The following is a 26,425-nucleotide window of genomic DNA, read 5'->3' as shown; positions in this document are numbered from 1 at the left end:
CCCTTATTGTATCGGATGAATTCGAGATTGCTAGAGGCTAGTTCATCTTGATTTTGTAACATGGCTCATAAGCTGTTCCTCCGGGCAGTTTCATTCGATCTTGTTCCACGAAATCCCTGAGTAATTTATCCATTTTTTTCATCAATTGAACATCACCATTTAAAATAAACGGACCATTTCGTTCAATTTCTCTAATTCCTTCTGCCTTTACATTCCCAGCAACGATACCTGAAAATGCCTGACGCAAGGAGGCTGCTAAATTTTCTGGCCTTTGATTAAGGTGCAGGTCTAGACTTGCCATATTGTCATGAGTCGGTTCAAATGGTAATTGGAACTCCGGTTCTATTTTTAATGACCAATTGAAACTGTATGCGTCACCCGTATCTTTTCGGTGTTGCCTTACGTCAGACATCCTTTGCTTCATTGTTTGAGCAACCTTCGCTGGATCATCAACGATAATTTGATAGTGTTGTTGTGCATCTTCACCGAGAGTATTTTCTATGAATCGATCAATTGAGCGAAAGTACTCCTCACTTTGCTTCGGCCCGGTGAGAATGATTGGCAAGGGTTGTTCCTTGTTTTCAGGGTGCATCATAATGCCGAGGATATAGAGCAACTCTTCCGCTGTTCCTGCGCCTCCTGGAAAAATTACGATACCATGTGCCATTCTGACAAAGGCTTCTAAGCGCTTCTCTATGTCTGGCATAATAACTAATTCGTTAACAATGGGGTTTGGCGGCTCTGCTGCGATAATTGAAGGCTCAGTTAATCCTAAATACCTCTGATCGGTGTAGCGTTGTTTGGCATGACCGATTGCAGCTCCTTTCATTGGTCCTTCCATGGCACCCGGCCCACATCCAGTACAGATATTCATTTCACGTAGACCGAGTTCATTACCTACTTCTCTTGTGTATTGATACTCTACTGCATTAATAGAATGCCCCCCCCAGCATACGACCAGATTCGGTTCAATACCCGGGGTCAATGCTCCTGCATTGCGTAAGATCCCGAAAACGAGGTTTGTGATGTGACTTGCGTTGGTTAGATTAAGGCGTTGATTATCGGCTAGATGCATATTGACATAAACAATGTCCCTCAAAACCGAAAATAGATGCTCTTGTATACCTTTTATTATCTCACCATCAACGAACGCATGTTCTGGTGCATTGCTGAGCTCTAACTTTATCCCCCTCTCGCGTCTCACCACATTAACATCAAAAGACTTATATTTATCTAAAAGCTCTTTAGAGTTATCAGTGTGACTACCAGAATTTAGAACGGCTAACGTGCAATTACGATATAGTTGATATAGTTCGCTTGCTGCGGTTTTTTTAAGACGCTCAACTTCGAGTTGAGAGAGTAGATCCATGCTCCCTGCCGGACTGATGTGTGTGATCATAGATACCTCCTAGTTACAATAAACTCCCTTCTTATGAATGGCTTATTGTCAAAACTTGTAAGTGTTGTTTGAGGGAAAGTGAAAAGACACAACCTTTTTAGTCTAGCAGGTTTTCAAAAAAAAGAGGCATAACTGTATGAAATATAAAGATCAATACCCCATTATGCGCTCTTTTTATCATCCTTGTGAGGTATCTCTAAAGTTTATTGCCAGCTAAGCTGATTGGTGCCCCTTTCTTTGGCTTTATTTAAGGCATGAGTTAACTGTCCGAGAACATCTTCAGGTGTGTTATTTGTTCTGAAGGGTACACAAGCTGAAGACAGAGTAATGGTAAGGTTCTGGTCACGAAACTTAAAGGGAAGTTTTGATACGCTGTGTTGAATATTATCTATGGTCGAACGTGTTTTCTCATCAGAGATTTCTGGCAATATGAGAATAAACTCCTCTCCAGAAAATCGAGCGATTGTATCGGTGTCACTAATCTCTTTTTTGATTGTGCGTGCAATTATCTTCAGTGCTTTATCGCCAGCAGCATAGCCAAAATTAATGTTGATAGATTTAAAATTATCGACATCAAAAATGACCACCCTAAGTTGATGTTGAGATTTAAGCCAGCGTCGATACTCAAACTCCAGTCTGTCACCAAAAGCAGCTCGATTATAAACCTTAGTTAAAGGATCCAGTAACATTCGCTTTGCTTGGTCTTCTAAACGGCGGCGATAATCTTGAGTCACTTCAGATAAAGACTCGATCTGATTTTTGCCGTAGTTCATTCGTTCAATCAAATCATGTCCCACTTTCTCTTGGTCGACTAAGAGCTCCGTTAGTGCACTGATTTTATCCAACGTGATTTTTAAAGCTTTTTGTTCTTTTGCTTGCAAAGTTTTAGTTTCAGAAACGCTGTTTTTGGCGGTATCAACTAGTTCAACTAATTCAATATTCACTTTATTTCTATCACTGATTAGAGTTTTGCAAGACTCTATATTAGATTTTGAGTTTCTTAGACTTGAACGTAGTGAATTATTGACATGATTGAGAAATTGCTCGGAAGTCTTTCGCTCATATTGAGTGCCTTGAATCACTAATTTTAAAGCTTGCATCGTTAGATCTAGTAGCAGCTGATTATCTACCCCAACGAGCAATTTAGAGCGTATATCATGCAGCAAATCTCCAGATTCACCGTCAAAATCCAATTCACTAATCACATTTTGAAGTTCTTCTGACAATTGCATCAACTGTTTGTTATTACAATGGCTCTCTGAGACTGGTCTAGAATAGTCTGAATTAGTGGCAAGTATTTGTACTGTGCGTTCGTATAAATTGAGAAGCTTGAATATTTGCTGCGAAACGGGGAGTTTTTTTTGACTAGAAAAATTGAGAAGATCGTGGATTTCTCGCTTGATCTTAGCTGGTATGCCAGTTAAACGAAGGAGGATTTCGCTGCTTTGTTGGATCTTTTTATCTAAGTGTTCTGTTTGCTGTTCCATTACTATGCCTTGGTGCTTAAACAGATGCTCAAGCATTACAGATTTCAATTAAATGGAGAATGACTAACACGGCTGAATAGACACATTTAGTGAAGTAAATACTCTTTTATTAGTCGATATTGGTTACTTTGAAACGTATGAAAATAGGGGAGTAACCAGACCCAAACTTTTCATTCAGCGTCAATTATCTTCAAACATGTTTGTTTGGTATTGAATTACACTAGAAATTTCGACGTACCTCTAATATTGGGTTTAGCATATCTTCTATCGCGCTGAAGACAAAGAAAATTTAATAAGAATCATATCAAATATGATTGAGTCGTCACGACTTCGATTTTTTATTGATAAATTAATCAATGTCTAAAATTTCTTTTATGATTTCTTCGTCTTTGAATGATGAATGAATTTTAATCAATCCTTGACTTATTGCTTGTTTACAAGCTTGACGAATATCCCCAGTTGCTAAGCTGGCTGCTGGAGCATTTTCGATGGCTTTCAGATAAACCCATTGGCTAGAATCATCCCTCATGCTTAGTGCTCTTGCGGTATTCGCTGACATGAGTAGTAAGTCAACAAGCTCTTTATCATTGATGGCTGTATAGGCTCTTGGTAAGAATGGATAGTCTGCAATGCCTACTCTTACAGTCCGGTTAAGCCGTCTTTGCGGTTCAAACTCGCTGACTAACTTTTGTATCATTTCAAATAAGACTTCGGGGTTGGTTGCTTTCTCGCCATTAGGCTCGATGTAAAGGAGGTTAGCATCAGAAAAATGATAAATACGAGCGGGCGAAATGATATTTTCTTTTAGATACTCACCAAAGGCGTTTTCAATTTTCAAACCCATTTGGTATCCGTGTTGCAGATACATGTTTCGTAGAAATGGTACATCTATCATTACGAAACGCAGGCGATCATTTAGAGGCTGATGAATCAATTCACCAACATGCCACCTTTCAAATTTGTGGCTACTTTCCTCCAATGATGCCGGCAGTTTTGCGTTGAGCATTCTAAGATTTTTTAGTCCCGAACGTGAATGAGTGTAGAGATTCCTATTAAGTTCATCCAGCTCCTCTTTTTGTAGATTGATCACATGACCCCGCCTTAACAAAAATATGAAGAGTAAGGCACATAGAATGAATAGAGTAAAAGTGATCTTTTGAAACTTCCTATATTCGTTATGCGTTCTTTCTAATTCTTCTTGCTGGCCAGTGAGGTGCAGAGTTTGCTCTATGAATTCTTTTTGCTGACGGAATGCGTCTTCACTGATTAAATCAAGTTGCTGCTGTTCAATTGTAGTTAGAGAGGTGAAGTTTTTTAGGCTAGTAAGTGCTGCTTTATATTGTTTATCAAGCTCGTAACTATGATAAAGCTGCTGATAGGCCGCTTTCTGAAGACCAATGTCGTCCTCTTTTTTGGCAATATCAAGTGCTCTCTGTGCTTTTTGTATCGCTTTTTGTAGTTGTTGTTTGTGTTGTGCCAGTCCCGCTTCTAAGAGTAGTGCGTGCGCTTTTAGACGTGGAATGTCGGAATATTGTAGTAGCTCCTGTGCTCTCTCTAGATATTGCTCGGCAAGTGGGTAATTGATTAAATGCAGGTAAGTGGTTGCAAGGGATATTCTGATATCGATGACACTTTCGATATTATTCTGCATTCGCTCGTGGTCCATAGCATTGAAGTAGTGGACTAAAGCTAAATTATATTTACCCTGATAATAATAAATATCTCCCATTCTTTTTAAAATTGGGGCAAGAGCCGGAGAATTATCATAGTTATCGTAGAAATCTGCAGCTTGTGACAAGTGGTCATTCGCTTTATCAAATACATGCCGCTCGTAAAACAATTGCCCTAGTGTTTGGTTGACCACAGCAAGCTGATAAGCCGAGTCAGTTTCGATTGACATCCAATAGCTCATAAGTAGCTCTGATAAAGCTAGGTTATACTTTTTGTTGGCTAAGAGGTGTTGGCCGATCGTCGTGTGATAGCTTATTGTCGTTTGAGGCGACTTTGTCCCATCGACATAGCCTTTTACCGATTGATATAGTTTACTTGCTAGGTCAATCTCGCCGTTTGCGGAGGCAATATCAGCTTTGAACATAGTAATGCGGTAACTCAGTCCCTGAGCAAGCTGTTTTGAATTTTTTATCAGGCTGAATTCTTCATCCAGTTGTTTGATCTTTTGTCTGGTTTCGTTGGTGTTTTTTTCAATTAACCATCTCAGCTTAATATCAACCAACTTAATTTCCGCAAGTAAGTACGGTAGGCTGTAGTCAATAGCAATCGTTTTTGCCTTTTGTAGTAACAGCAAAGCCTCCGCATGATTACCCAGATTAAACTCTGCTTGTGCCAGTATTCGCATTGCGTCGACTGTACTTCCCGGTGTTCGCGTTCTGCTGTCTTTCTCATCACGAGACATCACCGAAGGGCTATGTTCAGTTTTGCTTGATAATGTACGCTGGACTAAATAGTCTTTCGCAAGTTGTTTCGCTTGCTTGGGCACTATGTTGACAAGACTACTTGCCTCGTTGAGTATTGCTGAAGAGTAAATCGTGTTGGCATTTGATGGGCAAATCAACGCGAAATATAAAAAGCAAAAAAGAGAAAGCCAGCGTAAGTTTGTCATGCTTAATGAGTTCCTATTGACGTGCCATACGTTGATTGTGGTTTGGCTGAGCTCTGATATTCGAGCGGTAAGGGTTTATATCCAATCCCCCACGACGAGTATAACGTGCAAAAACTGTTAGTTCTGAAGGCTGACAAAACTCCATGATATCAGTAAAGATTCTTTCGACACATTGTTCATGAAATTCGTTGTGTTCTCTGAAAGAGACGATGTAGCGCAATAACGCTTCTCGGTTAATTTTTTTACCTTTGTATTGAATTTCAACGCTGCCCCAGTCGGGCTGATTAGTAATTAGGCAATTTGATTTAAGTAAATGGCTGTGTAAAGACTCTTCAATGACTTCCCCAGTTGCACTATTTTGAAGAAGTTCGCGCGTTAAATCGTAATTATCAATAGTAATATCTTGGTTATCGATACATTCACCGTCCATCGACACAATTAAAGTGTCGGTATAATCTTCGAGTGCACGCAATGTTACGCCAACTTGCTCTCCTGCACAGGCAGATAAATCCTTAGTCATAATCCTCTCTACTTCATCCCAGTCACTAAAATGAGTCTGGTTGAAACTATTCAGGTATAGCTTAAATGATTTGGATTCTATAAGGTTGCTACTCGTCGCAGGGACTGAAACTTCCCCTATGGCAACTTGGGGTAATCCATTTTTATTGAGCCACGAGACTTCATACATTGTCCATAAATCACAGCCTATAAATGGGAGAGTATCGCCAAGGTATAAATCGTCTCTGTTTAGGCTTCGAGGTACTGGATGTAATAAATTAGGGTCGTATTGATTGGAGTACTCGGTCTTTTGGCCTAGAGTTAGCCCTGCCAACTCTTGTGCATTTGAATATTTGCTCATATTTCAGTTTAATTTCAATTAGAATGTCGTGAATTTTACGCAATACTGCTTTTAAAAGCGAATATTCTATCGGAGATTTCGATGACAGATGATACCTTTCGAGCTTTGTTGTCATTTACAGAAAAGTACTATCAAGCATACCAAGATGAATTAGGCCATGGGCCTTATAGTGACGAGCTGAGTAACATTGCGTCCCCCTGCGTCGAGAATAAGGACGGAGAGAGAGTATACTGGCGTCCTGTTGTTCGTGATAATGGAGCAAACTTTACAAATATTGAACAGGCGATTGATTTAGTACTGCACCAGGACATCAAAACCTTTTTTGGTGCTCAATACAGTGGTGATATGTCGGGAACTTGGCAGGGCAATCCTTTAACCTTACTTCAAGTTTGGAGCGATGATGATTTTAATCGCCTTCAAGAAAATATTCTCGGTCACCTTGTGACTCAAAGGCGACTGAAATTGAAACCTACGGTATTTATCGCAGTGACCGATGCTGAGTTAGATGTGATATCAATATGCAATATCTCAGGAAATGTCATTCTAGAAAGACTAGGGACATCGAATCGAGACATACTAGCCGAGAGCCTTGTTGAGTTTCTTACTAAAATTGAGCCCGGAGTCTGAGCATGTTTGTTATCGAATTACAGTTTGAGTGCTTTGACAACACAACAGTGACCGCTGTGGATAAGGCTATCAATGGCCTGATGGATGCACTGCGTTATAATGGCCAAATTCTAGGGCGAGAGTTTCCCATTGTTATGGGAGAAGGTGAGTTTTTTGTCCGTGTCGTTTGCCCAGAGAAAGAAAGCCTTCATCCTAAAAATCACTCAGACTTTGTCAATGTTTGCGTCGAACGACTCTCCGAGGCGAGCCTGCTCAAGCCTAAAATGCGTTTATTAGGTCGTGATATAAACTCAGAACAAGCAGCAGAGCCGGGTACACCCAATTGGCAGGTACTATATACTACCTATGTACATACATGTTCACCACTTCGAGATGGGGACAACTTGCTTCCTATTCCCTTATATCGAAATTCGCCAACATTTAACGGTGACCATAAAGCGGTTATAAAGTGGCAAACGGAATGGCAGGCATGTGATGAATTACAAATGGCTGGTGGTTGTAAAGCCGAGCATGCAGCGCTAAGCGAAATTTGTGATGTCAATAGTGTGCTCTTCAAACGAGGTTGGAACTTACGTGGGCGCATAGAACATATCACTGGCGTTCCAACTTACTACTATCAATATCGAGTGGGAGGGGGGAGCCTTTCTGAAGAACAAGCACGTAGGTGCCCTAAATGTGGTGGTGATTGGCGTTTAGATGAGCCTATTCATGATGTGTTCCATTTTAAATGTGACGATTGTCGGTTGGTCTCTAACATTTCTTGGGATCACTTAAAGTGATAATGCCTATATAAAATTTGACACGGGATTCAGTGAGGCAACGATTTTGAATGTGAGTGGTCATCCGTCCAACTTTAAATAAAAGGTGACTATCCATCTTCAGAGTCTTTGTCTGTACGTTCTTGCTTTTCTTCCGCCGTTTGGTCACTGGATGTTTTTTTTGTTTTGTGATCAAACTTCATCTTCGCCGTGTATTTTAAGGCCATGATATTCCCAATAATCACGCTGAGAACAATAACGATGATAACCCATGGGTTGGTCAATAGATCCATGCTTTTCCTTATGACTTGATATTAATATATCGTCGGTATATGTCGTTGATGTTAGCCAAAACGCCTTGCTTGCCAATAAGGTTACTCGAACTTATTTTAGCGTAGAGCATTTCTACATTCAGTTGTTTAAGGCACTCGTTTGAAGATACATGATGACTGATATGCCAAGGTTCAAAGCCCACACCGCTTGAGTCTTCAGTATAAGGAAAGAAAAAACCATAGTGTGTTAAATTGCCCTTTAACCAGTGATAAAATTGTTTTTGATGTCCTTGCAGATACTCCCACGATTCGAGCTTTAGAACTGTGCCATCGGAAAGAGCGCCGCGATCGTAAACGTCAAAATCAGTGCCCCAATGATGCCGACTACCACCGGGTAGAGCTGACCAACGCAGTATAGAGTTAATTTTCTCTTCTTCTGAAAGTAATGTGATGTCCAGTTTCTGACCATGCTTGCCTAGTAATGCGATATCACCCGACATTTTGCCGTTCCAAATTGCTAGCTGACGTTCAAAACTTCGGAAACCACTGGCAATATGTAAATTGAAGCCTGCTTGATCAGCTGCTTGCTTTAAGTTTAATAAGTCAGTAACAACGGAAGGGTGGACAGAAAAAATTTTCTGCCCAATGGAAGCACTTACTAAATGCGTAGATGCCTCACCAATTAACTCCTCAAGCTTCATATTCAAGTGAGAAGGTTCTCCATGGTTTTTTTATACATATTAGTCAGTTTTTCAAGGTCCTCGATGTTGACACATTCATTGACTTTGTGAATTGTTGCATTCACTGGACCAAGCTCGACGACTTGCCCACCCATCCTTGCAATAAACCTTCCATCCGAAGTACCACCTGTGGTGAGTAACTGTGGCTCAGTTTGATTGACATCATTGACTGCTTTCACAACGGACTCTAGCAGCGCACCTGTATCGGTTAAGAATGGGTCGCCATTAAACGTCCAATCAATACCGTAATCAAGTTGGTGTTTATCAAGAACAGCAATCACTTTGCTCATAATAATGTCATTATTTAGTTCAGTGCTAAATCGCAAATTGAATTGTACCTTTAGCTCCCCAGGAATGACATTAGAAGCACCCGTTCCAGCATTAATATTTGGTATTTGGAAACTGGTCGGTGGGAAGTATTTGTTCCCTTGATCCCATTCCATATTTGTCAGTTCTTGAAGTGCCGCCAGTGAATGATGAACAGGATTATTGGCCAAGTGTGGATACGCGACATGTCCTTGTATCCCCTTTATTGTAATATCACCTGTAATTGAGCCTCGTCGACCATTTTTAATAACATCACCAACAATATCGGTGCTTGACGGCTCGCCGACAATACACATTTCGATGTTTTCTCCCCGTGCCATAAGAGTATCAACCACTCTGACGGTACCATTGATAAAAGGACCTTCTTCGTCAGAGGTGATTAAAAATCCGATTGATCCTTGGTGGTCTGGGTTCGTGCTAATAAACTCTTCAACAGCGACAACCATGCTTGCAAGAGAACCCTTCATATCGGCTGCTCCGCGCCCAAAGAGAAAACCGTCCTTGACCGTAGGCTCAAATGGTGGATATTGCCATTGTTCAATATTTCCTGCTGGCACTACGTCTGTGTGACCGGCAAAGACGAACAATGGGGACTCTGTACCACGACGAGCCCAAAAATTCGTAGTATCTTCGAATACCATGACTTCAATATTGAATCCCAGTGCTTTGAGACGCTCAATCATGACTTCTTGACATCCTTCATCTTTGGGAGTCACCGATGGGCGGCGAATTAAATCTTTCGCGAGTGCAAGAGTAGGGCTATCTATCATAATGTATACCTATACTCAGTATTATGAAAATATGGACTGATAAGTATCGGGTTTAAACCCAACATGCAATTGTTCTCCATGGGACAGAATGGGACGCTTTATCATTGCTGGTTGGTCAACTAATAGCTGAATGACAGACGTTTCATTCAGACTATCTTTTTGCTCTTGGGACAATTGGCGATAAGTGGTGCCACGTTTATTTATGACATTTTCCCAGCCCAACTGATGACAAAATTGCTCGACCATTGGCTTATCGATCCCGTGTTTTCGGTAATCATGAAAATGGTAATCGACTTGTTGGTTCTCAAGCCACTTTTTGGCTTTTTTGATGGTATCGCAATTTGGAATGCCATACATTGTGACGGTCATAATCCTTCCTTCGAGGTAAGCTAACTTTGTTTTTTCTACTAGGTTGCATCCTATCAGGAACTCCTCATGCTGACAAAACGGTAAGGCGATTATTTTTAAAGCAGTATGATAGTTTTTGACGATATATCAGATGAGTGTTTGATCGAACTCAATATATCTCTGTAGGAATCGGCAATAATACGGTCGACTTAAAGTTCGGAGGTAGAAATGAGACTAAATCCGGTATTTGCTAGAAGGCTTTACCTAGCTTTACTTGTTGAAAGTTTAGAGCGCCCCAATGTGCCCAAATTAATGGAGAAAACGGGATGGCCACGACGCACCATTCAAGATGTTATTAAGGTATTACCAAGGATCGGAATTCAACTAGTTTTTGTTCAAGATGGGATACGACATAATGACGGTTATTATCAGCTATCGGACTGGGGGCCCTTTGATAGTCAGTGGGTTATAGACAAACAAGAAGACATCGCAGCGAGTATTTTCCTCTCCGAAAGTCCTCTTTCTGGCTTTTAGTCTTACTCAAATTTTTTAGTACTGCTCTATTGTGCGATATACATGATGAAACCAACCCAGCTTACAGCTAGCAATATCCAAGGCGTCACGACAAACCTAGACGATAATTTTAGGTGAGTGTCGATGTTTACCTTCTCTTCTATTTGTGCGGTTTCATTTAGGCTTTGCGAGCGTAATTTTTCTTTACGTCTCCTTTTCTGAGCTTTATCAGCTTGACGGGATTTCTCTTTGAGCTGTTTTTTATATTGAGCAATTCCTTTTTCTATTCCTTGTGCAATTAATTTAGTTTGCTCTTTTGTTTGCCCAGGTTTCTGTGTAGCTTTTGCGATCTTCATCGCTTCATTTTGTGTTTCAACAGAGGGGGTGATTTTATTATTCATGGACTCATTACATGTATTTTTTGCGCAATTTTAACAGAAAGACGTTGAGATAGAAGCAAAACTCCCCCACATATATCATTTGATGGCCTTGAAGCCGTAAACAAAGCATAGGGTGATGTTTTGCAATATAGTTTAGAGAGTTATGATTCTAACGGTTTTCTCAAACCGCCCAAGTTGCTTTGGCTAGGGTGGATATTTCTCGCAAAGGCTTGGGTTGTATTTGTTCTTGCGGGTGTTAGTCAACAAAGTGGCAGCGAGATCCTATCCACTCTCTATCCTGATCACCAAGTATTTTATGTTGGGCTCACTGCTGGCTTACCAAGTATTGTGTTGATGTGGCTTGTCAGTTTGCGCAGTGCAAAGCGTCCTTTTATAAACCGAGTTATTCGTTACGGACGTGGGATTACGATAGTGACTGCGTGTTTGCAGTTAGTTCAAACCTGTTATGCTGTCTATTTGTCAAATGGTCAGTTTAGCTGGAGCAATGGCCTGAGTTTATTGGGGCTTTTCTGGCTACTACTTTATTTGAATTACAGTCGTTTTATTCGAGACAGTTTTTCAGAATCTAGATTTCACCAAGAATAAGGAAATTCATTTAAAGAAAGCGAATTTGTGCCGATAACAATAATAGTTCCTATGTACATATTCACACTTTATGGCGATTACTGTAAATACCAATGTTTCCGCAATGACGGCCCAGAGATACTTATCTAGCGCAAGCAAAATGCTTGAGCAATCACTCGAGCGTCTCTCGTCAGGTAATCGTATCAATAGCGCAAAAGATGATGCCGCAGGTCTTCAAATTTCAAACCGTCTTACCACTCAGATGCGAGGTCTAGACGTCGCGGTTAGAAATGCAAATGATGGCATTTCTATTATGCAGACGGCAGAGGGAGCGATGAGTGAAACAACGCAAATCTTACAGAGGATGCGTGATTTATCTTTGCAATCTGCTAACGGTTCAAATAGTCGTTCTGAGCGTATTGCTTTGCAGGAAGAAATGACAGCTTTGAATGATGAATTAAATAGAATTGCTGAAACTACCTCTTTTGGAGGAAGAAAACTCCTAAATGGTACTTTTGCAACATCAGCCTTTCAAATTGGAGCCAGTTCGGGGGAATCGGTTTTAGTTAGTCTAAAGAATATGCGTAGTGATGATATTAATATGGGGGGCTTTAGTTATTTAGCGGCCAACCGTTTAGATAAAAGCTGGCAAGTTCAGGGTGGTAAGAATCAGTTGGTTATGGAGTATACCGATGTTAATAATCAACAAAAAGTTCTGACCATTGACGCGAAAGTCGGAGATGACATTGAAGAACTCGCCACTTATATTAATGGTCAAAATCAAGAAGTGTCGGCTTCTGTAAACCAAGACCAACAACTACAAATTTACTTAGAGGGTAGCCTGACGTCTGGTACTCTCTCTTTTAGTGGTAGCCTCGCAAGTGAATTGGGAATGGGGCTTATTGGATATGAAGCCGTTGATAATATAGATATTACAGACGTTGGAGGAGCCCAACGTGCTGTTGCGATTATCGACACGGCATTAAAATATGTAGATAGCCACCGGGCAGAGTTGGGGGCAATGCAAAACCGATTTAACCATTCTATCAATAACCTTTCTAATATCAACGAGAATCTATCAGCGTCCAATAGTAGGATAAAAGATACTGACTATGCTAAGGAGACGACGCAACTCGTCAAGCAGCAAATTCTCCAACAAGTCAGCACATCCATACTTGCTCAGGCAAAGCAGCAGCCCGACCTCGTCCTTAAGCTGCTCGATGCTTAATTTTAAACGATTCACTTCCCCGTCAGTTTTTCTCAAAACTTGAGCGATTTTCTTCTTTTTTAGTTAGTTTTGACGCTTTAGTGCCGTTATTTTAATCAACGTAATTTTTTTCTAAAAAAATAAAAAAAAATGCTCAAGGTTTTCTTGTTAGAGCCGTTAATAATTGTAACTTTTGAGAGAACTACTTTGGTTTTCCGAGACGTCGGAAACCGGTTACATCGGAAAATCAAACGGAGAAATCACCATGGCAGTGAATGTAAATACTAACGTATCAGCAATGACAGCACAGCGTTATTTAAACAAGGCAAACGATGCACAGCAAACATCAATGGAGCGTTTGTCATCTGGTTTTAAAATTAACAGTGCGAAAGATGATGCAGCAGGTATGCAGATTTCAAACCGCCTTAATGTACAAAGTCGTGGTTTAAGTGTTGCTGTTCGTAATGCTAACGATGGTATATCCATTACCCAAACAGCGGAAGGAGCAATGGATGAAAGTACAAATATATTGCAGCGAATCCGTGACCTTTCACTCCAATCTGCAAACGGTTCCAACTCACTTTCTGAGAGGGTAGCATTGCAAGAAGAGGTGACAGCTCTCAACGATGAATTGAATCGAATCGCAGAGACGACCTCTTTTGGCGGGAATAGATTGCTCAACGGAACTTATTCCACCAAGTCTTTCCAAATCGGTGCTGATAATGGTGAAGCGGTAATGTTGACGCTAAATGATATGCGTTCTGACAACGTCGGCATGGGAGGTAAAAGTTATCTTGCCACGACTGAAAAAAATAAAGATTGGACGGTTGAAGCTGGGACAGACACCTTTATTATGAAGTTTAAAGATAATGATGGTAAAGACCAAGAAATTAACATTACAGCAAAAGAAGGCGACGATATTGAAGAAGTTGCTACCTATATCAATGGTCAAAATAGTTCGGTAAAAGCTTCTGTTAGTGATAAGGGGCGGCTACAAATTTTCGCAGGCTCGAATAAAGTCGATGGAGAGGTTGCGTTTTCAGGTACCTTAGCTGCGGATTTGAACTTACCAGCCGCAGGTACAGATGTGACTGTCCATACCATTGATATCACCACCGTCGGTGGCGCTCAAGAAGCGGTCGCTATCGTTGATACGGCATTGAATTATGTTGATAGTCACCGAGCTGAGTTAGGTGCATTCCAAAACCGCTTTAACCATGCAATCAGTAACCTAGATAACATTAATGAAAATGTAAATGCTTCTAAGAGCCGCATAAAAGATACCGACTTCGCAAAAGAGACTACGTCCCTAACCAAGTCACAAATTTTGTCACAATCTTCAAGTTCAATTCTTGCGCAAGCCAAACAAACTCCAACTGCGGCTTTAAATCTTCTAGGGTAATCTTTAAAAAAATAAGGAAATCCAGCTTCGGCTGGATTTTTTTGTTTATGTAACATGCTGAATATTAGATTAATATTTGTTCATTTTAAAATTGTATCATTTTTTTCCTAAAGGTATTTCTCCCCAAGCCGTTAAAGGATTGAGAGAAATGAGATGTGTTGAAGCGAGGTGAGAGACGCTGATGCACATCAGCTAAATGCCTAAGGAGATCAAATATGGCAATTAACGTAAACACAAATGTGTCTGCGATGACTGCTCAGCGCTACCTCAATGCGGCGACTGACGGTATGCAGAAATCGATGGAACGTCTGTCTTCAGGGTACAAAATAAACAGTGCCCGAGATGATGCGGCTGGTCTTCAGATATCCAATCGTCTCAACTCACAAAGTCGCGGCCTAGATGTTGCGGTAAGGAATGCGAACGACGGTATTTCTATTTCCCAGACCGCAGAAGGAGCGATGAGTGAGTCAACTTCCATTTTGCAAAGAATGCGGGATCTCGCCTTGCAGTCTTCGAATGGTTCCAATTCAATTTCCGAGCGTACTGCCCTTCAAGAGGAAGTGTCTGCACTTAATGACGAGCTTAATCGTATCGCTGAATCAACTTCTTTTGGTGGCTACAAGTTGCTCAATGGTACATACGGTACGCAGTCATTTCAGATTGGCGCTGGTTCAGGCGAAGCCGTTCAGCTATCGATGGGTAATATGCGCTCTGACACTGATGAGATGGGTGGAAAAGTCTATATAGCTTCAACAGGCAAAGCGTCAGATTGGGTTGTTGAAGCCGGTAAAGAGGACATAACCCTAGCTTATGATGATGTAAATGGTAAATCTCACAGCATTGATATTACCGCTAAAGTAGGAGATGACCTCCAAGAGTTGGCAACCTTTATTAATGGTCAAAGTGAAGATGTTAAGGCCTCGGTCGGTGAAGATAATAAACTTCAACTCTTTGCCTCGGCTAATAAGGTTGCATCAGATGTTACTGTCACTGGCAACTTAGGCACTGATATTGGATTTGCTGCAGGACAAAAGAGTACAGTCTCTGATATTGACATTAGCACGGTGGCTGGATCTCAACTGGCTATCTCAGTCATTGATGGAGCTTTAAAGACCGTTGATAGTCAACGAGCACAATTGGGTGCATTTCAGAATCGATTTGGGCATGCTATTTCTAATTTAGAAAGTATTAATGAAAATGTTAATGCCTCTCGTAGTCGTATTGTTGACACTGATTATGCCAAAGAGACCACACAAATGACGAAGTCTCAGATTCTCCAGCAAGCGGGTACATCTGTTCTGGCACAAGCTAAGCAGTCGCCATCGGCAGCGCTCAGCTTATTGGGCTAGTTGATAGGTTTGATAGGGGCTTATTGGTGCAGCGTAATGTTGTAACCTGCTAAGGTGGAAGGGAGATCGTTATGGAAATACCATCCTACACATCGAACGTCCAGCCTTATGGCTCAGATAGTGGCACTAAACTTGCTTCAAAATACGATATTGTGCAGCAAGTTTCCTCAAGACAGGAACAGGTTTCTACCAAAGAGCAGAGCGAACAAGCGAGTCGGTTTGTTGAAAAAGCAATCGAGATCGCTCAAGAACGTGAAAAGCTCACACGAGTCGAGCGTGAGAAGATAGTCGAACAAATGAATGATTTTATTTCTTCTATCAACAAAGGGCTGTCGTTTCGTGTCGACGAGCAATCTGGTAGGGATGTTGTAACAATTTACGAGGCGGAAACTGGAGATATTATCCGTCAAATTCCAGATGAGGAAATGTTAGAAATACTGCGACGTTTGAGAGAGCAGACAGCGAGGTACTCCTCCGGTCTAGTCAATCAAACGGTATGATCGTACTGAGGTGAATGTATGAGTTTTGGCCCTGTAGGCATGAATACTGGTATGGATATCAATGCTATGGTTGGCAAAATTGTTGATTCTGAGCGTGCTCCAAAGCAGCAAAGAATCAACAATGAGCAAGCTAACATTGAATCTAGTATTAGTGCATATGGCCGGCTCAGCGAGTCGCTTGATACAATGAAAAACTTGATGGCTGGCTTTCGTTACGAGAAGGCTTTCTCAGCAAGGACGGTGGAATCGACTGATGAGACCGTTGTATCTGCGACAGCGTCCACTGATGCTATCGCTGGTAGATATTCTATCGATGTGTTGCAACTTGCCCAAAGCCATAAGATTGCATCTGACGTTTTGTCACAGGATGTAAAATTTGGTGCGGGTAAGTTGCGTATTTCATTAGGAGATAAATCATTCTCGCTTGATGTACAAGCTAATTCGAAATTAGTGGATCTCGTCAGAGGTATAAACAATAGCCAGACCAACCCTGGTGTCAGGGCTGCAATTATTAATGACACCGGTGGACCACGTTTAATCGTTGCATCGACAGTGTCTGGTGATGATAACGATATATCCATTGAGGCTGACGCCTCACCGAGTGACCCATTAAAATTACTCGAATATAAGACACTTGAGCAAAGGGTGAAAGACCTAGAGCGCGCAAGAGCTCAAGCACAAGAACTACTCGCGCCATTGACTCCAGAAGAAAAAAAGATTGCCGACAAAATAGCGCAAAGAATGACAGATGCGGCAAAACTTGCCGATAAAGAGTTTGCCGATCTATCGAAACAGGCGGCGAATCAGGCTGACCCAAATACTGCGGGTGAACTCTCGGATAAGGCAGCATCTGCAGCGGCAAGTGCGGGGTTAGCTGCAAGCAAACTTTTAAAACCTGAAGACCGGATCCCCGGCTGGTCTGAAACTGCATCAGGAACATTACTCGATTCTTATTGGGAACCGGAAGACCCATTGGATGATAAAGCTCGTGAAAAAGCATCTGACGTTCCAGGATGGTCTAATACTGCTGCGGGCACACTGACTGACTCCTACGTCACCCCCAAAGAGGCACAAGCAAAGCTAGATTCTGAGCGGGAAAGAATAGCTCGAAAATTAGCCAATGAAAAAGAAGCATTGGACAAACGTGTTGAAGCGGGTGAATTGACAAAAGAACAAGCAAAAGAAATTGAACGAGCTAAACTTCCTAAAGAAGAACGAGAGTACCTAGAACGTCTTGATAAAGTGCAGGCAGATTTGGATGTGGCTCAACGCTCATTTGATACATACCAAGGCATGATTGAAGTCCAATCCGCACAGGATAGTAAAGTTGTTCTTGATGGTGTTGCACATCTATCGAGTAATAACAACATTATTGAGAGCGCTATTGACGGCGTAGATTTGACGCTCAAAGGTTTAACAAAAGAAGGGCAACAACCTTCGGAAATTGATATTGCGTATGATAGACAAGGCGTGAGAGAAGATATTGAGCAATTTGTTGCGGCATATAACCAATTTTATCAGGTAGCGTCTGAATTATCGCAAGTTGATCCCAGAACTGGGGTAGCTGGCCCATTAGCAGGCGATAGTATCGTCCGCAGCGCAGATTCAAGGTTGAGAGCAGTATTCGGTTCGGATATTGAACCCGCCCCCGAGAATATGAAGACCTTGACGGAATTTGGAATCACTACAACCCGTCAAGGTACTCTTGAAATTAACTATGGCATGTTAGATAAACAAATTAACAATAACTTTAACCAGTTAGAAAGCTTCTTTGGTGGTAGTAATGGTTTTGCTAAAAAGGTTGAGGATGCTATTCAAGGTTTAACTGGGGCGACCGGGTCTATCCGTAACCGTGAACAAAGTATGACTGAGCGTTCCTATCGGCTACAGGATGATCAAGCGGCACTTGATCGCCGCATGGATAATTTACAAAAGAGAACATACGCCAAATTTTCAGCGATGCAGGATGCGACAAGTAAGATGCAGTCTCAACTAGCAGGGATGATGAATGCACTCAACTAATGATTATCGAATTCTAATTGCTAGTCTTTGTGACTTAGATCAATTAATTACATCATTGCTTGAACAGGATGAAATTAACGTTGAAGAAATTGTCTACCAAGTCGATAAAAGGGAACAGATATTGCTTTGTCTTACAGAGATAGTGAGAAACTATCCTGAAGCAGTAGACCAAACGCAGTGGGAAAAAGCGATAGAAAGAACACACTCTATCTGCACCTTAATGAGTAATAGAACTTCAGAATTTGAAAGTCTATTGCGTAAAGTTCATCACGGTAAGCGTTCGGTTCAGCAGTATCAAAAGTTTTTATAGAGATAAAGAGGGTTGTTATGCGTGGTTCACTACAGGCTTATAAGAAAGTATCGGTTGATAGTCAACTGAGTGCGGCCTCCCCGCATAAGATTGTACAAATGTTGATGGCAGGTGCCATCGAGCGTCTTATCCAGGGAAAAGCTGCGATGGAAGCAGGGAATATTCCTAAAAAAGGCGAGCGCCTTGGTAAAGCTCTTGATATCGTTATAAGTTTACGTAGTTGCTTATCAATGGATGATGGGGGGGATATTGCACAAAACCTCGATCAACTTTATGAGTTTATGATTACTCAAATAACAGAAGCTAACCATAAAAATGATCCACAACCTATTGACGATGTGATTGAGATTATTCGTGAGATTAAGTCTGCTTGGGATCAAATACCTGCTGAATATCACAATTTGACGGCCAATGATGTTGGAATTTAAAAAGTCAACCCCAGATATTATGGGTTTAGTTTAATTGAAACTGGTTTAATATTAAGCTTTTGGGCTAATATCACATCAGGTAATTGCTTGGTTGCCTTATTTTTTTTATCAAATAGAATAGAAGCCACGACGTAGACTCGTGGCTTTTTTGCTTAAAATTTTTCAGTTGTCTGACATAGTCTTTACACTATATTTAAATTGACATTGAATTTTGAACTAGCCAAAACGATTTTTATTAAGGCAAATATTCTCATCTATGCAAGGCTTAGCGAAAATACTCGTGATTGAAGATGATGCTCAAGCAAGGATCAATCTGAGTAACATTTTAGAATTTGTTGGGGAGCAGTGTGAGGCGGTCACTTTTGACTGCCTTGAGGATATCGATTGGTCGATAGCCTGGGCTGGTTGTATTCTTGGCACTCTCCACAGTAATCTTTCATCATCACAACTTAACAATAAGTTATCACAGGCGAACCATGTCCCATTATTGACGACCTCTGGTGAACAGGCCCATATCGTTGAAGAGCTCACCAACTATGTTGGTGAATTAGAGTATCCTTTGAATTATCCTCAGTTAAGTGAAGCTCTTCGTCATTGTAAGGATTTTCTTGGGCGCAAAGGGTTGAATATTATTCCCGCAACTAGAGACAATACACTCTTTCGTAGTTTAGTTGGCCAGAGTTATGGTATTAAAGAGGTACGCCATCTCATTGAACAAGTCTCTGAAACAGAGGCAAACGTTATCATTCTTGGTGAATCTGGCACAGGGAAAGAGGTGGTTGCGAGGAACATTCATTACCACTCGGCTCGCAGTAATGGTCCCTTTGTACCAATAAACTGTGGCGCAATACCGCCAGATCTACTTGAAAGTGAACTTTTTGGACATGAAAAAGGTGCGTTTACTGGGGCGATAACATCTCGAAAGGGGCGTTTTGAACTTGCAGAGGGAGGGACGTTATTTTTAGATGAAATTGGCGATATGCCAATGCCTATGCAAGTAAAGTTACTTCGTGTACTTCAAGAGCGTTGTTTTGAGCGGGTTGGCGGAAATACGACAATCAAAGTTAATGTTAGAGTTATTGCGGCAACGCATCGAAACCTTGAAAATATGATAGAAGAGCATGATTTCCGTGAGGATCTCTATTATCGTCTAAACGTGTTTCCAATCGAAATGCCTGCGCTTCGAGAACGTAAAGAAGATATCCCTTTGCTGCTTCAAGAATTGATAGCTCGTATGGAAGTCGAGGGAGCTCAGCCTATTTGTTTTACACCTCGTGCCCTCAACTCTCTTATGGAACACTTATGGCCTGGCAATGTTCGAGAGCTTGCTAATTTGGTTGAACGAATGATTATTCTTTATCCAAATTGTTTGGTTGATGTTAATCATTTGCCGACGAAATATCGTTACAGTGATATTCCAGAGTTTCAACCAGAGTTTAGTACAGAGTCTGTCGAGGAGCAGGAGAGGAACGCACTACAGGATATCTTTTCGGCTGATTTTGGTATGGATTCAGAAGATATTTTTCAGGATCACGACAATAACCCACAAGAACTTCCACCTGAGGGTATTAACCTCAAAGAGATGCTTGCAGATCTTGAGATTAATATGATCAATCAGGCTTTAGAAGCTCAAGATGGTGTTGTGTCACGTGCCGCTGACATGCTGGGAATGCGTCGTACAACGCTCGTCGAAAAAATGCGCAAGTATAATATGCAGCGTTAAAAGGTTGCGTCAAATTTCCGTCAGTTGGTTAAGGCTCTGATTTAATTGAATAAAAACATGGCTTGTTTTTTGCAGTTAGGAAGTTTGCATTCTTAAAGGCAGAAACTTGTCATGGAAACGACCTCTACAACAGAAAGTGAAACACCATTAGGCACACTAGAACAGCAAGTGGAAAGGTACCAACAAGTCTTGGATGTGATGCCTGCTGGTGTAATTTTACTCGACACACAGGGCATCGTCAGAGAGGCTAACCCTGAAGCGAGTAAACTTCTCGAACTGCCTCTAGTTGGTGAAAGATGGTTTGAGGTTATTCAAAAAGCCTTTGCACCCCGAGAAGATGATGGTCATGAGATTTCTCTGCGTAATGGGCGTAAAGTTCGTCTAGCAATCTCAGCTTCTGCAACTGGCCAACTGATCTTAATTACTGATCTGACGGAGACTCGTCTCTTACAATCTAGGATTAGTGACTTACAACGTCTTTCTTCATTGGGTCGAATGGTTGCCTCTCTTGCTCATCAAGTCAGAACACCGTTATCGAGTGCGATGCTGTATGCATCAAACTTGGGCTCATCCAATCTACCACCAGCAACAAAAGATCGCTTCCAGACTAAATTAATGGATAGATTGAATGACCTAGAGAAACAGGTCAATGATATGCTTCTGTTCGCTAAGGGGGGTGATAACAAGGTTGCGACCACCTTTAGTGTTGAAAGCTTAGTCAGTGAGTTTTTACCAATGATAGAAGCAGCAGTTAAAAACAACCAGATCGATTTTACACTTGACGTTGATGAGCAAAATACCGAATTACTTGGAAATGTGAACGCAATAGCTTCCGCTTTGAGTAACTTAGTTATGAATGCAATCCAAATCGCGGGAAAGAAATCTGAAATTGGAGTGCGTTTCAAAGTAGAGAATAATGAGCTCAGCATTTCTGTACAAGACAATGGCCCAGGTGTTGCGCCTGAGCTTGTCAAAAAAATAATGGAACCTTTTTTTACAACTCGCTCACAAGGCACTGGCCTGGGGCTTGCTGTGGTTCAGATGGTGTGCCGTGCGCACGATGGACGGTTGAACCTAACCTCAAAGGTGGGCGAAGGAGCTTGTTTTACGGTTTGTATTCCGCTTGATCGTAGACTTCACTTCGACCAAAAAATGACGACGGGAGAATGATTATGGCTCAAAGTAAAGTGCTGATCGTTGAAGATGACGAAGGTTTACGCGAAGCGTTGGTAGATACATTAGCGCTAGCAGGGTATAGCTGGCTTGAAGCTGATAGTGCAGAGGATGCGCTGGTCAAACTTAAATCTCACCATATTGATATCGTCGTTTCTGATGTGCAAATGGCAGGCATGGGCGGGCTAGCTTTGTTACGCAATATTAAGCAACACTGGCCTCATTTACCCGTTTTGCTTATGACCGCTTACGCCAATATTGAAGATGCGGTTTCCGCGATGAAAGAGGGCGCAATCGATTATATGGCAAAACCTTTTGCTCCTGAAGTGCTCCTCAATATGGTCAGTCGCTACGCCCCGACAAAGTCTGATGATAATGGAGACGCGGTTGTTGCCGATGAAAAGAGTATAAAACTTCTCTCTTTAGCTGAGAAAGTGGCAAAAACTGATGCAAATGTCATGGTGCTTGGCCCAAGTGGATCGGGTAAAGAGGTTATGTCTCGATATATCCATAATGCTTCCCCCCGTAAATCAGGCCCATTTGTGGCAATAAATTGTGCCGCGATACCAGACAACATGTTGGAGGCAACTTTATTTGGATATGAAAAAGGGGCGTTTACTGGTGCAGTACAAGCGTGCCCTGGTAAGTTTGAGCAAGCCCAAGGTGGGACAATATTACTCGATGAAATTAGTGAAATGGATTTGAGCCTACAAGCTAAGTTATTGAGAGTTCTACAAGAAAGAGAAGTTGAGCGTTTAGGGAGCAGGAAAAGTGTAAAATTGGATGTGCGAGTTCTGGCGACCAGTAACCGAGATTTAAAGCAATATGTAAGGGAAGGTAACTTCCGTGAAGATTTATATTATCGTCTCAATGTTTTTCCAATAGCTTGGCCGGCCCTTTGTGACAGAAAAGGAGATATTGAGCCTCTTGTATATCATTTAACTGAACGTCATTGTAAAAAATTGGGTATGCCAAGACCAGATATTAGTTCGTCAGCGATTGAAAAACTCTCCAGCTATAGTTGGCCAGGAAATGTGCGTGAGCTTGATAACGTGATTCAAAGGGCACTCATTCTGTGCGACAAGCACTTGCTTGATTCAGAGCATATATTACTGGAGGGGCTGGATTGGCATGATGCTTCCAGCTTACAGGCTGTCCTTGATACAGGTGATTGCGTTGTACCGAATGTAAAAACTTCACATCTTGTGGATGAAAAGCACTTAGCCTCACCAAGTGGTCTAGGAGGAGAGCTTCGCGAACAGGAGTATGCGATTATTCTCGAGACTTTGGAGGAATGTCGCGGTAGACGCAAAGAAATGGCTGAAAAGTTGGGAATTAGTCCGCGCACTCTGCGCTATAAATTGGCTAAAATGCGTGATGCTGGAATAGATATTCCTAATTAAAAAAACCGTTATTGTGTGCTGTATCTATGGCACAGGGCTTGCTTTACTCATAGTGCGTGTATAGCTAGTCAAAGGTTTGACTATCGAGGTTGTTATGAAAATTGATGGATTTCAAAGTGAAATGCAAGCAATGATGTTTGAGGCAAGCAGTACAAGGCCTACCGCAACAGGTGAAACTGTTGGGGCTGACTTTAACAAGTTATTGAAAAAAGCAATCAATAACGTCAATAGTCTCTCCCAGACTTCAAGCGACCTACAAATGAGGTTTGACCGTGGTGATAAAGATGTTTCTCTTTCCGATGTCATGATCGCGCGAAATAAATCCAGTGTTGCATTCGAAGCAACGATTCAAGTACGTAATAAATTAGTCGAAGCGTACAAAGAATTGATGAATATGCCAGTCTAAATTAGGTAAATGCTGTGGAAGAAGAAAATCAATCAACAGATATGACGGTTACCGATGACTCTGGCGGGGGCGCAGTCATGTCTAGCTCAGCTCTGGACAGTGATTTACACCACACTGCGGACCTAGATGAAAAAAGTAGCTCTCGCCTCGACTTTGGTGCCGGTGACTTAGATCTTCTCCGTCAGGTGGTACTGGTTCTGTCTATTTCTATTTGCGTTGCATTGATCGTCATGCTGTTTTTCTGGGTTCGTGAGCCTGAGATGCGTCCACTAGGTGTGTATGACACAGAAGAATTGATTCCTATTTTAGATTATCTTGATCAGCAGAAACTCGATTATGAACTAGAGGGAAATACCATACTTGTTCCGGTCAGTGATTTTAACTCACTGAAATTGGACATGGTTCGAGCAGGTTTGAATCAAGAGAGAGAGGCTGGCGATGATATCCTTATGCAAGATATGGGCTTTGGTGTTTCTCAGCGTCTTGAGCAAGAGAGATTAAAGCTAAGCCGTGAACGTCAGCTATCGAAAGCAATAGAAGAACTGAAGCAGGTACGTAAAGCGAGAGTTTTACTCGCTCTGCCTAAACAGAGTGTGTTTGTTCGACACAATCAAGAAGCTTCAGCATCAGTATTTTTGACACTAAAAACTGGAGCAAACCTCAAGCAGGAAGAAGTCGATTCTGTGGTTGATATGGTAGCAAGCGCAGTGCCTGGAATGAAGCCTAATCGTGTGACTGTCACCGATCAACATGGACGCTTATTGAGTTCTGGCTCGGAGGACCCGGCTTCATCGGCTCGACGTAAAGAACATGAATTAGAGCGCAAACAGGAACAAGCACTTCGTGAGAAAATTGATTCCGTCCTTATTCCCATTCTTGGATTTGGCAACTATACAGCTCAAGTAGATATTGAACTCGATTTTAGTGCGGTTGAACAAACTCGGAAAGTTTTTGACCCTGATAAGCCTGCTACTCGCAGTGAGTATACACTTGAAGACTATAACAATGGCAATATGGTAGCAGGTATTCCTGGCGCTCTAAGTAATCAACCTCCAGCTGATGCTTCTATTCCCCAAGATGTTGCTCAGATGAAAGATGGGACAGCTCTAGGTCAGGGTTCTGTTCATAAAGAGGCGACCCGCAACTTTGAGATAGACACGACGATCAGTCATGAACGCCGTCAAACTGGTGTCGTCAATCGCCAAACTGTCGCAGTCGCAGTGAAAAATCGGAGTGTGGTTAACCCAGATACGGGTGAAACCACCTATCAACCTATTTCTGAGGCTGAGCTAAACTCTATAAAGCAGATACTAATTGGTACTGTGGGTTTTAGTGAGTCGCGAGGCGATTTGCTAAATGTGTTGAGTATGCAGTTTGCGGAGCCTGAATCTGATGTTGTGACTGATGTTCCAATTTGGGAGCATCCTAACTTTAATGACTGGGTAAGGTGGTTTGCGAGCGCCTTGGTCATCATTGTCGTGATTTTGGTTCTAGTTCGTCCAGCGATGAAGAAGCTTATCAACCCTGCATCGGATGAAGATGATGACCAAATGTATGGTCCAGACGGGATGCCTATTGGCGCAGATGGTGAAACTAGCTTGATTGGTGGTGAATTGGATGGCGGTGAGTTATTTGAATTTGGCTCAAGTATTGACCTACCCAACCTGCATAAAGATGAAGATGTGCTAAAAGCAATACGAGCACTGGTCTCAAATGAGCCAGAGCTAGCAGCACAAGTTGTGAAGAATTGGATGCAAGATGGCTGATGATAAAGACGGTGAGGGCGCCGAAAATACTCTAGATATAGCGGATATCCCAGGAGAGGAGCGTGCAGCGATATTGTTACTCAGTTTAAATGAGGACGACGCCGCGGGCATCATTCGACATTTAGAGCCCAAGCAAGTACAGAGAGTAGGTAGCGCAATGGCTCGCGCTGCTGATTTAAGCCAAGACAAAGTCAGCGTTGTCCATAGGGCGTTTCTCGAGGATATTCAGAAATACACCAATATAGGTATGGGAAGCGAAGACTTTATGCGCAATGCGCTCGTCGCCGCTTTGGGAGAGGACAAAGCCAATAACCTTGTTGATCAGATCCTCTTAGGCACTGGCTCTAAAGGTTTGGATTCATTGAAATGGATGGACCCAAGACAGGTTGCTAGTATCATTTTCAATGAACACCCGCAGATTCAAACCATCGTACTGTCTTATCTTGACCCTGACCAATCGGCGGAAATCCTGTCAGCGTTTGCTGAGCGTGATAGATTGCAGTTGGTGATGCGTATTGCAACGCTAGAAGAAGTTCAGCCATCTGCGTTAGCTGAACTTAATGAGATTATGGAAAAGCAGTTTGCTGGTCAGGCGGGTGCTCAAGCTGCCAAAATCGGTGGTTTGAAAGCAGCCGCTGAAATTATGAACTACATGGATAACAATATCGAAGGTATCTTAATGGATCAAATGCGTGATCAGGATGAAGATATGGCGACTCAAATTCAAGACCTTATGTTTGTCTTCGAAAATCTTATTGAGGTCGATGATTCGGGTATTCAGAAATTACTTCGTGATGTTCCACAAGATGCGTTGCAGCGAGCGCTCAAAGGTGCAGATGATGCATTGCGAGAGAAGATATTTAAAAACATGTCGAAGCGTGCAGCTGAGATGATGCGTGATGATTTAGAAGCTATGGCGCCCATCAAAGTCTCTGATGTTGAAGCTTCCCAGAAGGAAGTGTTGGCGGTCGCCAGACGCTTAGCCGATTCTGGAGAGATCATGCTTGGTGGTGGTGCAGATGAGTTCTTGTAACCTTAATGTAATACAGGG

26 protein-coding genes are annotated in these 26,425 nt (G+C 41.9%); 17 read left to right on the top strand and 9 right to left on the bottom strand.

The window, feature by feature from the left end; genetic code table 11:
- Positions 1–37: 37 nt before the first annotated feature.
- The 4 genes from ppnN to queF all read right to left on the bottom strand — a co-directional run bounded on the left by ppnN (position 38) and on the right by queF (position 6,365).
- Positions 38–1,399 carry a nucleotide 5'-monophosphate nucleosidase PpnN gene (gene ppnN / locus RH40_RS18225; RefSeq protein WP_009603169.1) on the bottom strand — a complete coding sequence of 454 codons (1,362 nt, stop codon included), beginning with the start codon at positions 1,397–1,399 and terminating at the stop codon, positions 38–40.
- A gap of 203 nt (positions 1,400–1,602) precedes the next feature.
- Entirely contained in the window at positions 1,603–2,922 is a 1,320-nt protein-coding gene (locus RH40_RS18220) for a GGDEF domain-containing protein (RefSeq protein WP_009603168.1), read from the bottom strand.
- 313 nt (positions 2,923–3,235) lie between these two features.
- On the bottom strand, positions 3,236–5,506 hold the full coding sequence (locus RH40_RS18215) for a tetratricopeptide repeat protein (RefSeq protein WP_009603166.1): 2,271 nt from the start codon (positions 5,504–5,506) through the stop codon (positions 3,236–3,238).
- Between the two features lie 13 nt (positions 5,507–5,519).
- Positions 5,520–6,365, bottom strand: a complete 846-nt coding sequence (gene queF / locus RH40_RS18210; protein WP_009603165.1) for an NADPH-dependent 7-cyano-7-deazaguanine reductase QueF — start codon at positions 6,363–6,365, stop codon at positions 5,520–5,522.
- 81 nt (positions 6,366–6,446) lie between these two features.
- Here queF and syd point away from each other — a divergent pair, with 81 nt between their 5' ends.
- Together syd and RH40_RS18200 are read left to right on the top strand one after the other, a co-directional pair.
- The gene (gene syd / locus RH40_RS18205) at positions 6,447–6,992 is read left to right on the top strand and encodes a SecY-interacting protein (RefSeq protein WP_009603164.1); all 546 of its coding nucleotides are present in this window, start codon (positions 6,447–6,449) and stop codon (positions 6,990–6,992) included.
- A gap of 2 nt (positions 6,993–6,994) precedes the next feature.
- Positions 6,995–7,771, top strand: a complete 777-nt coding sequence (locus tag RH40_RS18200; RefSeq protein ID WP_009603163.1) for a Zn-ribbon-containing protein — start codon at positions 6,995–6,997, stop codon at positions 7,769–7,771.
- A gap of 89 nt (positions 7,772–7,860) precedes the next feature.
- Here RH40_RS18200 and RH40_RS18195 read toward each other — a convergent pair whose 3' ends face one another.
- Genes RH40_RS18195 through RH40_RS18180 form a run of 4 tightly spaced genes read right to left on the bottom strand, consistent with a single transcriptional unit; the run spans position 7,861 to position 10,228 of the window.
- Positions 7,861–8,043 (bottom strand): DUF2897 family protein, encoded by a 183-nt coding sequence (locus RH40_RS18195; protein ID WP_009603162.1) that lies wholly within the window; start codon positions 8,041–8,043, stop codon positions 7,861–7,863.
- 8 nt (positions 8,044–8,051) lie between these two features.
- Positions 8,052–8,723 carry a M15 family metallopeptidase gene (locus RH40_RS18190; RefSeq protein WP_009603161.1) on the bottom strand — a complete coding sequence of 224 codons (672 nt, stop codon included), beginning with the start codon at positions 8,721–8,723 and terminating at the stop codon, positions 8,052–8,054.
- Between the two features lie 2 nt (positions 8,724–8,725).
- Entirely contained in the window at positions 8,726–9,859 is a 1,134-nt protein-coding gene (dapE, locus tag RH40_RS18185) for a succinyl-diaminopimelate desuccinylase (RefSeq protein ID WP_009603156.1), read from the bottom strand.
- Positions 9,860–9,880: 21 nt separating this feature from the next.
- A complete protein-coding gene (locus RH40_RS18180; RefSeq protein ID WP_009603155.1) occupies positions 9,881–10,228 on the bottom strand; it encodes an ArsC family reductase in 348 nt (115 codons plus the stop codon).
- A 207-nt stretch (positions 10,229–10,435) separates the two neighbouring features.
- Here RH40_RS18180 and RH40_RS18175 point away from each other — a divergent pair, with 207 nt between their 5' ends.
- Positions 10,436–10,741 carry a winged helix-turn-helix domain-containing protein gene (locus RH40_RS18175; protein ID WP_009603154.1) on the top strand — a complete coding sequence of 102 codons (306 nt, stop codon included), beginning with the start codon at positions 10,436–10,438 and terminating at the stop codon, positions 10,739–10,741.
- A gap of 26 nt (positions 10,742–10,767) precedes the next feature.
- Here the strand turns inward: RH40_RS18175 and RH40_RS18170 are convergent, their stop codons facing one another.
- Positions 10,768–11,121 carry a DUF2956 domain-containing protein gene (locus RH40_RS18170; RefSeq protein ID WP_009603153.1) on the bottom strand — a complete coding sequence of 118 codons (354 nt, stop codon included), beginning with the start codon at positions 11,119–11,121 and terminating at the stop codon, positions 10,768–10,770.
- 120 nt (positions 11,122–11,241) lie between these two features.
- Here RH40_RS18170 and RH40_RS18165 point away from each other — a divergent pair, with 120 nt between their 5' ends.
- The 14 genes from RH40_RS18165 to fliG all read left to right on the top strand — a co-directional run bounded on the left by RH40_RS18165 (position 11,242) and on the right by fliG (position 26,407).
- Positions 11,242–11,706: a DUF2919 domain-containing protein gene (locus RH40_RS18165; protein WP_009603152.1), complete on the top strand. Its 465-nt coding sequence runs from the start codon at positions 11,242–11,244 to the stop codon at positions 11,704–11,706.
- Positions 11,707–11,776: 70 nt separating this feature from the next.
- A complete protein-coding gene (locus tag RH40_RS18160; protein ID WP_009603151.1) occupies positions 11,777–12,913 on the top strand; it encodes a flagellin in 1,137 nt (378 codons plus the stop codon).
- Positions 12,914–13,157: 244 nt separating this feature from the next.
- Positions 13,158–14,294 (top strand): flagellin, encoded by a 1,137-nt coding sequence (locus RH40_RS18155; protein WP_009603150.1) that lies wholly within the window; start codon positions 13,158–13,160, stop codon positions 14,292–14,294.
- 215 nt (positions 14,295–14,509) lie between these two features.
- Positions 14,510–15,643 (top strand): flagellin, encoded by a 1,134-nt coding sequence (locus RH40_RS18150; RefSeq protein WP_009603149.1) that lies wholly within the window; start codon positions 14,510–14,512, stop codon positions 15,641–15,643.
- A gap of 71 nt (positions 15,644–15,714) precedes the next feature.
- Positions 15,715–16,143 (top strand): flagellar protein FlaG, encoded by a 429-nt coding sequence (flaG, locus tag RH40_RS18145; RefSeq protein WP_009603148.1) that lies wholly within the window; start codon positions 15,715–15,717, stop codon positions 16,141–16,143.
- Between the two features lie 18 nt (positions 16,144–16,161).
- The gene (gene fliD, locus RH40_RS18140) at positions 16,162–18,165 is read left to right on the top strand and encodes a flagellar filament capping protein FliD (protein WP_009603147.1); all 2,004 of its coding nucleotides are present in this window, start codon (positions 16,162–16,164) and stop codon (positions 18,163–18,165) included.
- Complete coding sequence (locus RH40_RS18135) at positions 18,152–18,475, top strand: hypothetical protein (RefSeq protein ID WP_009603146.1); 324 nt, start codon at positions 18,152–18,154, stop codon at positions 18,473–18,475. Before fliD ends, RH40_RS18135 begins: the two co-directional genes overlap by 14 nt.
- A gap of 17 nt (positions 18,476–18,492) precedes the next feature.
- Complete coding sequence (gene fliS, locus RH40_RS18130) at positions 18,493–18,903, top strand: flagellar export chaperone FliS (RefSeq protein WP_009603145.1); 411 nt, start codon at positions 18,493–18,495, stop codon at positions 18,901–18,903.
- Between the two features lie 256 nt (positions 18,904–19,159).
- On the top strand, positions 19,160–20,626 hold the full coding sequence (locus RH40_RS18125) for a sigma-54 dependent transcriptional regulator (protein WP_009603144.1): 1,467 nt from the start codon (positions 19,160–19,162) through the stop codon (positions 20,624–20,626).
- A 111-nt stretch (positions 20,627–20,737) separates the two neighbouring features.
- The gene (locus RH40_RS18120) at positions 20,738–21,796 is read left to right on the top strand and encodes a sensor histidine kinase (protein WP_009603143.1); all 1,059 of its coding nucleotides are present in this window, start codon (positions 20,738–20,740) and stop codon (positions 21,794–21,796) included.
- Between the two features lie 2 nt (positions 21,797–21,798).
- Entirely contained in the window at positions 21,799–23,202 is a 1,404-nt protein-coding gene (locus RH40_RS18115; protein ID WP_039954971.1) for a sigma-54-dependent transcriptional regulator, read from the top strand.
- 94 nt (positions 23,203–23,296) lie between these two features.
- Positions 23,297–23,608 carry a flagellar hook-basal body complex protein FliE gene (gene fliE, locus RH40_RS18110; RefSeq protein ID WP_009603141.1) on the top strand — a complete coding sequence of 104 codons (312 nt, stop codon included), beginning with the start codon at positions 23,297–23,299 and terminating at the stop codon, positions 23,606–23,608.
- 14 nt (positions 23,609–23,622) lie between these two features.
- Entirely contained in the window at positions 23,623–25,374 is a 1,752-nt protein-coding gene (gene fliF / locus RH40_RS18105) for a flagellar basal-body MS-ring/collar protein FliF (protein ID WP_009603140.1), read from the top strand.
- Complete coding sequence (fliG, locus tag RH40_RS18100; RefSeq protein WP_009603139.1) at positions 25,367–26,407, top strand: flagellar motor switch protein FliG; 1,041 nt, start codon at positions 25,367–25,369, stop codon at positions 26,405–26,407. The genes fliF and fliG overlap by 8 nt, the downstream gene beginning before the upstream one ends.
- The last annotated feature ends 18 nt before the right edge of the window (positions 26,408–26,425 follow it).

The organism is Vibrio caribbeanicus ATCC BAA-2122 (genome assembly GCF_000165125.1).
GTDB lineage: Bacteria > Pseudomonadota > Gammaproteobacteria > Enterobacterales > Vibrionaceae > Vibrio > Vibrio caribbeanicus.
The sequence above is the reverse complement of the archived record's forward strand: the minus strand, read 5'-3'. Positions and strand labels throughout refer to the sequence as shown.